The 12,200-nt window shown below is 47.9% G+C and carries 14 protein-coding genes, 1 tRNA gene and 1 pseudogene; 11 read left to right on the forward strand and 5 right to left on the reverse strand.

Translation table 11 applies throughout. From position 1 onward, the window contains the following. Positions 1 to 31 precede the first annotated feature (31 nt). The 3 genes from GGR41_RS01575 to GGR41_RS01585 all read left to right on the forward strand — a co-directional run bounded on the left by GGR41_RS01575 (position 32) and on the right by GGR41_RS01585 (position 3,373). The gene (locus GGR41_RS01575; RefSeq protein WP_167660338.1) at positions 32 to 583 is read left to right on the forward strand and encodes a TRAP transporter small permease; all 552 of its coding nucleotides are present in this window, start codon (positions 32 to 34) and stop codon (positions 581 to 583) included. Beyond that, on the forward strand, positions 583 to 1,884 hold the full coding sequence (locus tag GGR41_RS01580; RefSeq protein WP_167660339.1) for a TRAP transporter large permease: 1,302 nt from the start codon (positions 583 to 585) through the stop codon (positions 1,882 to 1,884). Before GGR41_RS01575 ends, GGR41_RS01580 begins: the two co-directional genes overlap by 1 nt. A 292-nt stretch (positions 1,885 to 2,176) precedes the next feature. Continuing rightward, positions 2,177 to 3,373, forward strand: coding sequence for an MFS transporter (locus GGR41_RS01585; protein ID WP_167660340.1), 1,197 nt, complete (start codon positions 2,177 to 2,179; stop codon positions 3,371 to 3,373). Between the two features lie 93 nt (positions 3,374 to 3,466). On the opposite strand, the gene GGR41_RS01590 is transcribed toward GGR41_RS01585, so the two are convergent. Both GGR41_RS01590 and GGR41_RS01595 read right to left on the reverse strand, forming a co-directional pair. Continuing rightward, positions 3,467 to 5,050 (reverse strand): sulfatase family protein, encoded by a 1,584-nt coding sequence (locus tag GGR41_RS01590; protein ID WP_167660341.1) that lies wholly within the window; start codon positions 5,048 to 5,050, stop codon positions 3,467 to 3,469. A 4-nt stretch (positions 5,051 to 5,054) separates the two neighbouring features. Continuing rightward, on the reverse strand, positions 5,055 to 6,032 hold the full coding sequence (locus GGR41_RS01595) for a Bug family tripartite tricarboxylate transporter substrate binding protein (protein WP_167660342.1): 978 nt from the start codon (positions 6,030 to 6,032) through the stop codon (positions 5,055 to 5,057). 111 nt (positions 6,033 to 6,143) lie between these two features. On the opposite strand from GGR41_RS01595, the gene GGR41_RS01600 reads away from it, so the two are divergent. From GGR41_RS01600 to GGR41_RS01625, 6 genes are all read left to right on the forward strand, one after another. Then, complete coding sequence (locus GGR41_RS01600; RefSeq protein WP_167660343.1) at positions 6,144 to 7,067, forward strand: LysR family transcriptional regulator; 924 nt, start codon at positions 6,144 to 6,146, stop codon at positions 7,065 to 7,067. Positions 7,068 to 7,132: 65 nt separating this feature from the next. Continuing rightward, a complete protein-coding gene (locus GGR41_RS01605) occupies positions 7,133 to 7,369 on the forward strand; it encodes a hypothetical protein (protein WP_167660344.1) in 237 nt (78 codons plus the stop codon). Between the two features lie 111 nt (positions 7,370 to 7,480). Beyond that, entirely contained in the window at positions 7,481 to 8,242 is a 762-nt protein-coding gene (locus GGR41_RS01610; RefSeq protein ID WP_167660345.1) for a class I SAM-dependent methyltransferase, read from the forward strand. Positions 8,243 to 8,306: 64 nt separating this feature from the next. Next, a complete protein-coding gene (locus tag GGR41_RS01615) occupies positions 8,307 to 8,606 on the forward strand; it encodes a hypothetical protein (protein WP_167660346.1) in 300 nt (99 codons plus the stop codon). Positions 8,607 to 8,742: 136 nt separating this feature from the next. Further along, the gene (locus tag GGR41_RS01620) at positions 8,743 to 8,952 is read left to right on the forward strand and encodes a cold-shock protein (protein ID WP_167660347.1); all 210 of its coding nucleotides are present in this window, start codon (positions 8,743 to 8,745) and stop codon (positions 8,950 to 8,952) included. A 329-nt stretch (positions 8,953 to 9,281) separates the two neighbouring features. Continuing rightward, positions 9,282 to 9,776 (forward strand): MgtC/SapB family protein, encoded by a 495-nt coding sequence (locus GGR41_RS01625; protein WP_167660759.1) that lies wholly within the window; start codon positions 9,282 to 9,284, stop codon positions 9,774 to 9,776. A gap of 21 nt (positions 9,777 to 9,797) precedes the next feature. Here GGR41_RS01625 and GGR41_RS01630 read toward each other — a convergent pair whose 3' ends face one another. After that, complete coding sequence (locus GGR41_RS01630; protein ID WP_167660348.1) at positions 9,798 to 10,892, reverse strand: acyltransferase family protein; 1,095 nt, start codon at positions 10,890 to 10,892, stop codon at positions 9,798 to 9,800. Positions 10,893 to 11,130: 238 nt separating this feature from the next. Between GGR41_RS01630 and GGR41_RS01635 the strand changes: the two genes are divergently transcribed. Together GGR41_RS01635 and GGR41_RS13050 are read left to right on the forward strand one after the other, a co-directional pair. Next, positions 11,131 to 11,207: transfer RNA gene (locus tag GGR41_RS01635), tRNA-Ile, on the forward strand. A 100-nt stretch (positions 11,208 to 11,307) separates the two neighbouring features. Continuing rightward, positions 11,308 to 11,470 (forward strand): annotated as a pseudogene (locus tag GGR41_RS13050) (site-specific integrase); the annotation flags it as partial. Positions 11,471 to 11,605: 135 nt separating this feature from the next. Here the strand turns inward: GGR41_RS13050 and GGR41_RS01645 are convergent. Beyond that, positions 11,606 to 11,896: a type II toxin-antitoxin system RelE/ParE family toxin gene (locus GGR41_RS01645; protein ID WP_209279713.1), complete on the reverse strand. Its 291-nt coding sequence runs from the start codon at positions 11,894 to 11,896 to the stop codon at positions 11,606 to 11,608. Continuing rightward, the gene (locus GGR41_RS01650) at positions 11,893 to 12,180 is read right to left on the reverse strand and encodes a CopG family ribbon-helix-helix protein (protein WP_167660349.1); all 288 of its coding nucleotides are present in this window, start codon (positions 12,178 to 12,180) and stop codon (positions 11,893 to 11,895) included. Before GGR41_RS01650 ends, GGR41_RS01645 begins: the two co-directional genes overlap by 4 nt. Positions 12,181 to 12,200 lie beyond the last annotated feature (20 nt).

Genomic DNA, 12,200 nt, shown 5'->3' on the forward strand with positions numbered 1-12,200 from the left:
TCGGCTGCGCCACGTTGTGTAAGGAATCTCAATGCGCAAAAGTCTCGATCGGTTATATGGGCTAAGTGGGGCTGTGGCGGCATTCTCTTTGTTCATGATTATGCTTATAGTCTTTGGGCAAGTGATGTTGAATACCATCGACTTTATAGCACTGCATCTTATAGGCAAGAGCTATGGGTTTTTGATCCCATCGTACGCACAGTTTTCTGGGTATGCATTGGGTTTTACGACATTTTTATCCCTGGGGTTGGGCTTTAGAAAAGCCGCACATATACGCGTCACTTTAATTGAAACCGCGCTTAAACCTGCTGCGCGTCGTTATACCCTCACTTTGGTAGCCTTTATAGGAACCTTGCTGGGGGCGTTGATCAGTTATAGCTTGGTGGATTTAGCATGGCAGTCGTGGATGTGGGGCGACACAGCTACAGGCTTAGTGCGTTTGCCCTTGTGGATACCCCAAAGTGTTTTAGCGTTGGGTGCTATCGTTTTTTTTATTTCAGCGCTAGATACTTTGGTTGACATGCTGCGATATAAACAGTCTACAGCATTGCGTGCTATAGATCCTGTCGAGGAGGTCATGTAATGTCTGATGTTGGCCTGTCACTTATTATGGTTTTTACCCTGATTGGCTGTTTAGCCTTAGGGGTTTGGGTGTCGGTATCTTTGTTTGTGACAGGGGTAGTCGGCATTTTGTTGTTTTCAAATGCCCCATTGGTCAACGTATTAGCGACAAACATTTGGAGCTCATCGGCCGAGTGGTCGTTGGCGGCGTTGCCATTATTTATCTGGATGGGGGAAATTCTCTTTCGTTCCAGAATGTCTAAAGACTTATTTACAGGCTTGGCACCGTGGATGCGTTCGTTGCCGGGGGGCCTAGGGCATGTGGGCATTTTAGCCTCGGGGATCTTTGCCGCCGTCAGTGGCTCGTCCGCCGCGACCTGTGCCACCGTTGCCAAAGTCACTGTGCCTGAGCTCAAAGCACGCGGCTACGATGAAAAGCTTATTTTAGGGACGATTTCTGGTTCGGGTACCTTGGGGTTATTAATTCCGCCTTCCATTATTTTAATTGTGTATGGCGTAGCGGCTGAAATTTCTATTGCCCGCTTGTTTGTCGCTGGCGTCTTGCCGGGCGTCATGATGATCGGTTTGTTTATGGGCTATGTGGCCATTTGGTCGGCCCGTCATCCTGACAAAGTTCCCGCTAAAGACCCACCCCTTAGTTTCAAAGAAAAAATTAAAGCTACCCGCACGTTATTGCCAGTGACTTTGTTAATTCTAGGGGTAATGGGTTCCATTTACACCGGTATTGCTAGCCCAACCGACTCAGCCGCCGTAGGGGTAGTGTTGGCATTGCTCTTAAGCTGGGCGTTTGGTGACTTAAACTGGAAAACGTTCAAAGAAAGCCTAATGGCGGCGCTCTTGTCCTCGTCAATGATTGCTTTTATTTTGGCTGGCTCGGCGTTTTTAACCATTGCCATGGGGTATTCCAATATCCCTATGAACTTAGCACGTTGGATCAGTGACATGGGCATGAGTCCGTATGCCTTATTAGCTGTACTGACCGTCTTTTTTATTGTTTTAGGTAGTTTTTTAGATGGTATTTCCATTGTGGTCCTAACCACGGCGATTTTGTTGCCTGCCGTTCAAGCAGTGGGGATTGATCCCATTTGGTTTGGCTTGTATTTGGTGTTGGTGGTCGAAATGGCTCAGATCACTCCACCTGTTGGACTAAACCTGTTTGTATTACAGGGCATGACGGGGCGTGATATTGTTTACTTATCTAAAGCGTCATTTCCGTTTTTCCTGATGTTGGTGCTAGGGGTATTGTTAGTGATTATTTTTCCGCAAATTATTTTGACCTTGCCCGAGCTGATGTACAACTAATGTCATCAGTTCCTGCTAGTTAAACCCGATTCAACCACGGTAGAATCGGGTTTTTTCATATGGCTTCACTAACCCATGGACAATACGCTTAAAAGTCGTCGTGCTGTGGTTCGCATTGCCCATAATTTGTGGTAAACCTTTTCAAGCTACAGGACAAAAAAATAACGAAAAATACAAAAAGGAGACGCATAGGGTGCAAAAGGCCAACTAGACCCGTTACAACAATAGCTAGCGCTGTCTGGCGCTTCATCTTGGTTTTTACGCACAGCGTGCGGCATCAATAGGTATTTTTATGGGCTTATCTCAGGCTAAAGTGGGGCTTTCACCGTTTCAGATTGCGTTGTTTTTAGTGATAGTTGGCATCAGTGCCGCCTTACATGTATGGAAACTTGCCCCTGCTTTACCCGCTTTACAGAACGAATTACAGCTCAGTCTAGTTGAGTCTGGCTTTTTACTTTCTAGTGTGCAAATAGGGGGCATGAGTTTAGGGTTAATTATTGGCCTATTTGCTGAACGTATAGGCTTAAAGCGTTGCATTGTGATTGGGATGAGCATCTTGGTTCTGGGCTCTATTGCTAGCACCTTGACTGATCATAAGAGTGTGGTGCTGCTATGTCGGGCTTTAGAGGGGTGTGGCTTTTTAATGGTGGTGTTACCTGTACCCGCGCTCATAAAGCGCCTTGTGGCACCACAACAGTTAAGCCAGGTTATGGGACTATGGGGGTGCTACATGCCCATGGGAGCAGTCATTACCTTACTGGCAGGTTCCTGGTTTTTAACTTTGGGGTCATGGCGTTTTTTATGGTTAATTTTAGGCGGACTAAGCCTGTTTATGACGGTGCTAGCAGGGTTGATTATTCCTGCAGATTCGCGTTCAGCCAACGCATCGCGTACCAATGACCATGCGCTATTGAACATGGTCAGCCTTACGCTGCGCACCAAAAAGGTGTGGTTAGTGGCCTTGGTCTTTTGTGTGTATGCCGCCCAATGGGCCGGGGTGATTGGTTTTTTACCTACGTTTTATATTGCAGGGGATATTTCTGGAACGCTAGCAGGCTTTCTAACAGGGATGGTGGCAGGGGCTAATATCTTAGGAAATTTAGGGGCAGGGCGGCTACTCCAGAAAAAAATTGCTCCACAGCAGTTATTATTTTTTGGCTTTACTACCATGATGGTGTGTGCCGTTTTAGCGTTTGGGGTAAAGATTGGGCTGCTGTGGCAGTTTCTAGCAATTTTAACCTTTTCTGCTGTAGGGGGGCTTATCCCTGCTACGTGTTTTTATTTAGCAGTAAACGTGGCGCCTAGCCCGCAGACCACCTCGTCTACCGTGGGTTGGGTGCAGCAGCTTTCATCATTAGGGCAGTTTTTTGGCCCACCCGCTGTAGCCTTGGCCGTGAATAGCTTGGGTGGTTGGCAGTGGGCATGGACGGCAACGGTATCCTTTGCGGTGGTGGGGCTGGTGCTAGTGTGGCTGCTAAGTAAAAAGTAGAAATCCCCTACGGCACACCGCTCAAGACGGGGGCGGTGTGTCATGAGCAAAAACCAAAAAAGGCTAGGTTTACCCTAGCCTTTTTACGTGGCACTACGCCTGAGCCGTAGGGTATGGGGAGGTATCCACATGATTTAGCATTAAATAGGTTAATTGCTGCATAAGACTGGCCTGGAGCGTAGCGGTGTGCGCCTGCCCCCACAGATTAACCAGCTCGTGTGGATCGGCATGTAGGTCATACATTTCCCCCCACTCTACGCCATCGTAGATGGTCAAACGGTATTGCTCCGTTAGCAACGTGCGGCAGCGAATACGCGTATCAAAGCCTAAGATCACACGTTGTCCCTCTTCTTCAATCATTAGGGCTTCACGTAGGCGTTGGGTTGCGCCAGTGATCAGGGGTAAAAGGCTTTGACCTTGGATACCATTAAATGGCTCCAAGCCCGCACGCGCTAAAATAGTCGGTGCAATATCAATGGTACTGCTTAAGCTTCCTGTGTGGTCGGAAGAAGTACACTGCTGGGGATCACACCAAATAAAAGGCACTCGCGTGACACTGCGATAATGAATGGGCCCTTTTAATAATAGTTGATGATCGCCTAAATAGTCGCCATGGTCACTGGTAAAAATCACCACCGTATTTTTAGCTAAGCCTAAACGCTCTAGCTCGGCTAAAACGCGACCAATCTGATGATCAATATTGGAAATAGAGCCATAGTTTAGGGCAAGCGCTTCTTTGGCTTCGCGTTCAGAGCAAGCGAAAATAGCCGGCGTGTGTTTAATGGCTTGGCCGGTATCACGCTGGTTACGCAACCACTGCACATGGGGTGGCGGAGTATGATCAGAGTAAAAAGAGGGCGGTAGCTCCATTTGCTCGGGGTCATACATATCCCAGTACTTACCTGGGGGCGTAAAAGGATGATGCGGATCGGGAAAAGAGCATTGCATAAAAAAAGGCGCTTGGCTTTGAGCAAATGTATTTAAATACTCCATAGTTTGATCAGCAATATAAGCGCTAGGGTATAACTCTTCAGGAATACGAGTGCGCCAAGCCTGACGAATAGCGGTTAACTCATAATCGGGCGCAGGAGTAGCGGGTTCCGGCCCAATCAGCGCTTCAAACTCTGGGTGATGCGTACGCAACCAATAACGATAATGCCCATGCACATCATCACTGTGGTCATCCACCAGTTTGGCTTGTTCAAAGCCGTAGTAGGGATACTCTAAATCATAGTCGTCTTGATTCAGCCATAAATGACGTTTTTCTTGATCGTAATTACCGGACTCGGGTTCACGAGCTTCGCGTTGATGACGGTCTAGAGGATTCACAGGCCAACTGGGGGCAATATTGGTCATATTTTGTAAATGGGCTTTACCCACCAACGCGGTCTGATAGCCTGCTTCACGTAAGGTGTTTACAAAAGTAGCCGAGCGCAACGACAAAGGAATGCCGTTATGGCGTGCACCATGCACTGAGGGGTAGCGCCCCGTCATTAGGCTAGCTCGATTTGGCATACAAATCGGCGTTGCCACATGCATATTCTCAAAACGCATGCCTTTTTGTGCCAGGGCATCAATATTTGGCGTTTGCACGACGCTGTTGCCATAACAGCCTAAATGATCGGCGCGTTGTTGATCGGTAATAATCAATAAGAAATTCAAAGGCTGAGCAGGCATACGATTACATCTCTACATCTGCCGATTCGACGGCTTTACGCCAAAATTCCATATCGGCAGTTAGGGTTTGTTTAAAGTCGGTGGGTGACTGATACTGTGCTTGTAGGCCGTGCTCCTCTAAAGCCCGTTGCAAAGAGGCAGATTGCAGGGCTTTGTCTACGCTTTTAGTTAAATCATCAACAATTGCTTCAGGTGTTTGAGCTGGAGCAAACAAGCCTAACCATGAACTCACCGCTGTTTCAGGGGCGATCTCACTAAAATACTGAGCCGTGCCGGGTACGGAGTTAAAGTGACGGTTGTTAGCAACCCCAAGTAATTTAACTTGGCCCGATTCAATATACGAGCGGGCTGGAGCAATTCCGCCCACCATAAGGGGCACAGTTCCAGCAACTAAGTCCACCATGGCCGGACCTGCGCCGCGGTAGGGCACATGCATTACATCAAGCCGTTGTGTAGTATTCAGTAATGACATAGCTAAATGATGCACCGAACCCACGCCTGGTGACGCGTAGCTGTAGTGATCAGGCTGTTTCGCAAGCTCTTCAATGGTTTGCTCTAGGTTATCGGCAGGAAAATTCGCCCCACCCAACAGCACCACAACGGTTTCTACCATCATGCCGACTGGCTCAAAACTTGTGATTGGGTCATAGGACAAGTTAGGGTAAATGTAGGAATTAATGCCATGGGTGTTAGAGGTGCCCAAAAGTAAGGTGTAGCCATCTGGTTTAGCGCGTGCCACATAGTTGGCAGCCAGACTACCGCCAGCACCAGGCTTATTTTCTACAATAAAAGTGTAGCCGGACTCTTTGCTCATTTGCTCGGCAATCAGACGTGTTGCTACATCCGAGGCGCCGCCGGCAGCGTAAGGCACAACGATAGTAATGGCTTTGGTAGGAAAGTCGGCTTGTGCCCAAGCTGGCATGGAGCAAGCCAGACTTACTAGAGCACAGGGGGTAAAAAGCGTGCGTAGGTATCGCATCATGTCTCCTGGATAGTCGTTGTTTTATGATTTTTTACAGTGTCGCGTGCTAGGGTTTAAATGTAAAATGAATAAAATTAGCGAATCCATAACTATTTATATATAACCCCAGCTATGCACATTGCTGCCACCTATTTAAAAAAGCGTCATATTCAGTTATTACTCACTCTTGATAAAACACGCCATCTAGGTCAGGCCGCTTTGGCGCTACACATGAGCCAGCCTGCCGCCTCTAAAGCATTAGCGCAAATGGAAAGCAGCCTGGGTTACACCCTATTTCAACGTAGTGGTACCGGTATGCAGCCCACCGAGCTTGGGGAAATTGTCATCAACTATGCTAAAAATCAAGCGGGGGCGGCACAGCGCTTAGCTCTAGAGCTAGATGCCATCGCTCTACAAGACCAACGCTTGCTTAACGTTGGCATTTTGCCCTCGGCCACGGTGCATATTGCCCCACAGTTAATCAGTGCGTTGGTGGCAGCTCAGCCCAAATTGAATATCGCCTTGCACGAGGGCTTGCTCACCAGTCTGATTGAACAGCTAGAAAACAATGAATTGGACTGTGTGATTGGCCGCACCTCAGCGCATGTGGACTCAAGCCACCTAGAGGCATTATTTTTATACGAGGACCCGGCCTGTGTGGTGTGCGGCAGCCAGCAGTCCTTAGCCCCACATGCGTCACAATTTGAGCTGGGTGATTTGCTGCACCATTGGTGGGTATTGCCACCCAAAGACTCCGTGTTACAGGAACACATTCAAATGATGTTTAGCCGCTTGGAGCTCCCCTTACCGCAACACCACATTCAATCCAACGCTACCTTGGCAACAGTGGCTTTGCTTAATCAGCATCCCTGGGTGGGGGTGATGCCGCGCATGTTGGCAGAACACTTTGTGCAGCAGCAAGCGCTCACCATTTTTCCTATTGACACTCATGTGAACTTTGGCACCATTCAGGTCCTAACGCGTAAAGAGAAAGTAAAAACACCTCCATTAGAGCTAGCACTCGGCTTAATGCGCCAACTTTTTAGTGCGTATTAAACCGTGTTTGTTATAGTGGTACTCTCATTCATTGCATGTTTAATGCCCAGTTTTAAGGTCAATTCATGAGACAAACCACGATATGGGCAGGCTTAGGTCTAGTGCTCTTTCTATTAGCGGGTTGCGCATCTAGCCCTAAATCAACCACCCAAACACAACGCTATCAATGCAAACTGAACCCACAAAGCTGTATGTACGAGGGGGCGTATGAATACGATGAAGAAGCCTATGCCGAACAACGCGCTAAAGAACTCAATAAGGCGTCCGCGCGCAAGATAAAGCGCCGCGGCAGTTGGTGGTAAAAATGCAATAAAATGGTGTTTTGTGCTATGGTAAATAGCTGACTTTTCATGGGCTTAGAGTAGGCTGGGCTCAGACTCAGTCAGCGTACTTACCAGCTTTAGGAGCCGCTTTTGTTTAGTGATTTGATGGACGATATGGATGATCTAGATGGGTATTCGATCGAGCCTAAATTTTTTCTAGATGTCCCCTTTGTGCCAACAGACGATGCCCTGATTGCGGCCATGCTAAGGCTCGTCGACATCAAGAAAACGGATACGCTCTATGATCTAGGGGCGGGCGATGGTCGTATTGTGATTACCGCAGCACAGAAATTTGGCATACGTGCCATAGGCGTCGAGCTTGATCCCTTACGTGTATCTGAGGCCATGGAGGACGCAGCGCATGCTCGGGTCGAACATTTAGTCGACTTTCTCGAGGAAGATCTGTTTAAAGCTGACTTTAGCTCTGCTTCGGTGGTGACGATGTATTTGATGGACTCCGTCAACGTCATGCTACGCCCTCGGCTTCTTAACGAGCTACGCCCTGGCACACGCATTGTGTCTCACGCCTTTGACATGGGCGACTGGCGGGCGGACGTCGAAGAAAGCCTAGGCGGCATCACGCTTTACAAATGGGTTATCCCAGCAAAGGTCGAAGGTACATGGCAATGGGAAGGGGTAGATGGCTGCATTTATCACCTAGAGCTTCAGCAAAAATACCAAGACGTCATAGGCGAAGTATGGGTCGATGACGAGCCAGCGCAACTTGTCGAATGCACACTTAATGGCGCGCGTTTAGATCTGCGTGTGCAAACCCATGACAGTGATCAGCCTCAGTACATGGTACTAAGCTTCGAGGCGGATGCAAAAAATCCAGAGCTCGAATGGTTTTAAGAGCAAAAAATCAAAGTAAAACCACCCAAACTATTACCGCAAACCACCCTGTGTTGCCTACACAATGAACATCACGCATCTAGAACACTTAATCATTGGTCTGGTGATTCAGGGTCTGTTCGTGTTGGGTTTTAACGCCTTAAAACGACCCGATGGTGTGTGGTATGGTGCTTTTTTTGTCACGGCATTGTTTTTAGGCCGAGAGCATGCCCAACGCGAATACAAAATAGGGGATCCCAGCCAGTTAGTGGGGTACGAGGCCTTAGACTTGTGGCGATGGTCACTGGATGCGCAGCTCGATTTTTTTGTTCCTACTGTGGCGGTATTTTTAGTGGCTGGACTCGTCGCGTGGTTTAAACGTTAGGCTGATAATTACAGGATGGCGTTCTATAAGTTTGTCGTGTTTATCAACTAAATTGTAACAGCGCTCGCTTTATTGCCTCGTTCCTGTCAATGTAGATGAAGGGATATGTTTCCCGTTTTTATATTTAGGATCTACATTGAAAAAGACATTCGGTATTGTGAAGTGGTTTAATAATGAAAAAGGCTTTGGGTTCATCATGCCTGAAGACGGCGGCAAAGACCTCTTCGCTCACCACTCAGAAATCCAAGGGGCTGGTTACAAGTCACTTGACGAAAATCAACGCGTTTCTTTTGTAGTAGGCAGTGGTCAGAAAGGACCTTGCGCCACACAAATTGAAGTCGCTTAATTAAGCCTAGCGTCTTTTAAAGACGCCGTTAAACAAAAAACCGAACTTGTGATGAGTTCGGTTTTTTTTTGTTTTAAGTTCTGATCTTAGCCCTAAACCCTACACATAAAAGCTTGGTATTTAACTGCGCTCTGCTGATGTTTTCCCCTGTATCAGCCAAGACAAAAAATAGTATTTAGAATGCATCCAGTGTTACGACTGCTAATAATTAAATTTTAATGCAGATATATCCACTGTCATCTTGCCAGGTATAGTAATCAGCAAAGTGAATGAGATAGAAAAACGATTATTTCATCCTGATCCTATAACGTAACCAAAATAGGGATAGCATCATGTCACTACTCGCAGATGTATGGCAAACCATAATTCATGAGTTCTCTGATATTGCCGATATGAAAGAGGCCACCGTCATTGGGGTTAGGCTAAGCGTGGCCGCACTATTAGGGGCAGCGATTGGCTACGAACGCGAGCGCCGCGGCAAAGACGCTGGGCTACGCACCCACATGCTCGTTGCCCTAGGGGCTGCCATTTTCATTTTAGTCCCTGTTACCGGCGACATGACCACAGCTGACGCCAGCCGCGTCATGCAAGGCATTATCTCGGGCATTGGTTTTCTTGGGGCAGGAGCCATCCTAAAACAAGAAAAAGAGCACATCGTGGCTGGGCTGACCACAGCGGCCAGTATATGGGTGGCGGCGGCAGTAGGGATTGCCGCTGGCTATGGGCGCGAAGCCACTGCCGTCGCTAGTACAGTAGTGGCTTTGTTTGTGTTGGCTGTGTTGGGAGGGCTGGAGAAAAGACAGCTACCAAATAATGAAAAATAGACAGAATTAACCCCGAGTGCCCTAAGCATAAACCACCTGCCTCGCCGATGCCGTATTAACGCGTTGCAGCAGCTTGCGGCACACTACAATGGCATTTTTTTCTACTACATAGAACAGCACAGTGGCTACAACCAGAGAAGCCACTACCGCCCATATAAATGCAGCGCCGCCTTCTAGGCCAAAGTCCCAGCCGTACTTACGAATCACTTTAATCATAATGATGTGTGTGAGGTACAGGGAAAAGGAAATGTCGCCTAAGAAATGCAAAACGGGCAGGGTAGGGATGCCTTGAATGCGCTCATAGAGCAAGGCCGCAAATAATAAGACCCAGGCGGCCAAGCCCCATTTCAATGGGCCATGACCATAAAAGCTAGGTAAATATAGGGCGATGGCCGCTAATACCGCTAGCAATATCACCCAAGGCAGTAGCCGGCGCTGCGTAGGTGCTGACCACTCTGGCAACGACTGAAACACCATATACAAAATGATCCCATAACCAAACTCTAGCAGCATGGGCGAGGACACCAAGGCAATCAGTGGCTGCAGTAATGCATTAGATGTGTAATCAAATTGGGTATAGGCTGACAGCTCTAGTTCTTGGTTTACAGCAAGCTGCGAGGCAACAAACACCGCCATAATCAACCCTAATACCAAGACTTTTCTATAGCGCTGTGACAGCATTAAACCAATGAAAAACAGCCCGTAAAAGAAAATCTCATAGGTCAGGGTCCAGACCGGGCTAAGCATGTTGTAGCCAAAAAAGGGCCCTGATTGGGAGTAATCCGCGTGCAAGGGCAATAACGAGCGCAGCACCGAGGTGTTGTTATCCCCAAAAAGCAAATAAAACACCACTAGGCTAACAATAAGAAGGGGATAAATGCGGAAAATACGCTTTAACGCATACGAAACTAAGGGTTTCGGCTCAGGGCGCTGCGTGGCATAACAAATAATGAAGCCGCTAATAATAAAGAATAGATCAACGCCAAATGCGCCATTAGCAAATAGCAAATCGCCCAAACGTGAATGCGCATAATAATCATTTAGGTAATACCGAAAATGAAAAAAGACCACCAGCAATGCTGCTAATCCACGCAGATAATGCACACTCTTAATCATGCAGCCTCCTACCTGTAGCACTGTAAAGCGTATAAGAACGACTTTTACCGTAGCACAGGCACGTAAGCCAAAAAGCACGATAGGTTACGAGTCATTGCCTAGATAAGCCGATTGGCATTGTCTCTTAGTAATTCATTACAAGACGAATAAAACGCTAACAAGCGTGGGCAATGCAAAGGAGTCTAGCCAAAACCGAATAAACTATGTCATAATCACGTCTTTGATGTCGTTCATCAAAGGGCCTATAGCTCAGTTGGTTAGAGCAGCGGACTCATAATCCGTTGGTCGCTGGTTCAAGTCCAGCTGGGCCCACCATTTTCTCTTATTTAGCATTTCGGTACAGTGGCAGTACATGAGCACGAGTGGCCCGATGGCTACAATTGTTAAGATCCCTTCAGGCACTTAGAAAGCCGTCATTCGAAAAACCGGATGGCCTACCACAGCCAAAACTTTCAGAACTAAACGTGATGCCGAAGGTTGGGCACGCCGTATCGAGGATGAAATGGTACGTGGTGTCTATATTCAAAGAGCAGCGTCTGAACACTATCGAGGCAGCCCTGATGCGCTACCTCACCGATAACAACCTTACGTAGGGCAGGTAGATCTTAATCGACGCGTAGTAAGGCTAAAAAAAACATAAAACACCACCAAAAGGTAATCGTCGACTTTGCGATTGAGACTGCGTGTCTTTGCTTTCCGAAGGGCTCGACAGATTACTTATTGTGTAGCAGCGGCCACTGCCGCGTCGTATGCACGACATTCAATATTCGCACCTGCCTTTCCACAATGTCATACACAACCATATAACTGTTATGAACGACCAGCTCAAAGGTGCCCACGATTCTCCCAGGCCGTCCCATTCTCGGGAAGTCTTGGAGAACAGCTGTCTTCTGTGCTATCAGCTCATCAAGAGCTAGGGCAGCAAGCGGGTTGTCTTCTTCGATGTAGTCGTAAATACTTTCACGATCTCTGACAGCTTCAGGCGTCCATAGCAGCTCTATCATTCAGAGGCAGCCATGCGGGCGCGGGTCGCTGCGCGGCGGGCGGCAAAGCGAGCCTCGACATCAGAAGCGGGAATCAGGTTGCCAGCCTCGGCAGAGGCTCGGGATTGCTCGACCTTTTTCGCTAGCCAAGCATCATACTGCTGCGTTTCCTCCTGCTGGGCTACATAACTGCGCATGAAGTCGCGAAGAAGCTGAGCTCCGGTACGATCATGGGCTTTGGCGGCATTAGCAAACTCAGCCTTCAAGCCTTTATCAACACGGAAAGTAAAAGTAGCATCACTCATGGCATCACCTCTATGTGTTA

The sequence above is a fragment of the Paenalcaligenes hominis genome (assembly GCF_011927625.1).
Classification (GTDB): domain Bacteria; phylum Pseudomonadota; class Gammaproteobacteria; order Burkholderiales; family Burkholderiaceae_B; genus Paenalcaligenes; species Paenalcaligenes hominis.

Coding starts and splice junctions, on each gene's coding strand:
- GGR41_RS01595 (WP_167660342.1), bottom strand. CDS start 6,032: ATGATGCGATACCTACGCACGCTTTTTACCCCCTGTGCTCTAGTAAGT.
- GGR41_RS01645 (WP_209279713.1), bottom strand. CDS start 11,896: ATGATAGAGCTGCTATGGACGCCTGAAGCTGTCAGAGATCGTGAAAGT.
- GGR41_RS01580 (WP_167660339.1), top strand. CDS start 583: ATGTCTGATGTTGGCCTGTCACTTATTATGGTTTTTACCCTGATTGGC.
- GGR41_RS01615 (WP_167660346.1), top strand. CDS start 8,307: ATGAACATCACGCATCTAGAACACTTAATCATTGGTCTGGTGATTCAG.
- GGR41_RS01575 (WP_167660338.1), top strand. CDS start 32: ATGCGCAAAAGTCTCGATCGGTTATATGGGCTAAGTGGGGCTGTGGCG.
- GGR41_RS01650 (WP_167660349.1), bottom strand. CDS start 12,180: ATGAGTGATGCTACTTTTACTTTCCGTGTTGATAAAGGCTTGAAGGCT.
- GGR41_RS01585 (WP_167660340.1), top strand. CDS start 2,177: ATGGGCTTATCTCAGGCTAAAGTGGGGCTTTCACCGTTTCAGATTGCG.
- GGR41_RS01630 (WP_167660348.1), bottom strand. CDS start 10,892: ATGATTAAGAGTGTGCATTATCTGCGTGGATTAGCAGCATTGCTGGTG.
- GGR41_RS01605 (WP_167660344.1), top strand. CDS start 7,133: ATGAGACAAACCACGATATGGGCAGGCTTAGGTCTAGTGCTCTTTCTA.
- GGR41_RS01600 (WP_167660343.1), top strand. CDS start 6,144: ATGCACATTGCTGCCACCTATTTAAAAAAGCGTCATATTCAGTTATTA.
- GGR41_RS01590 (WP_167660341.1), bottom strand. CDS start 5,050: ATGCCTGCTCAGCCTTTGAATTTCTTATTGATTATTACCGATCAACAA.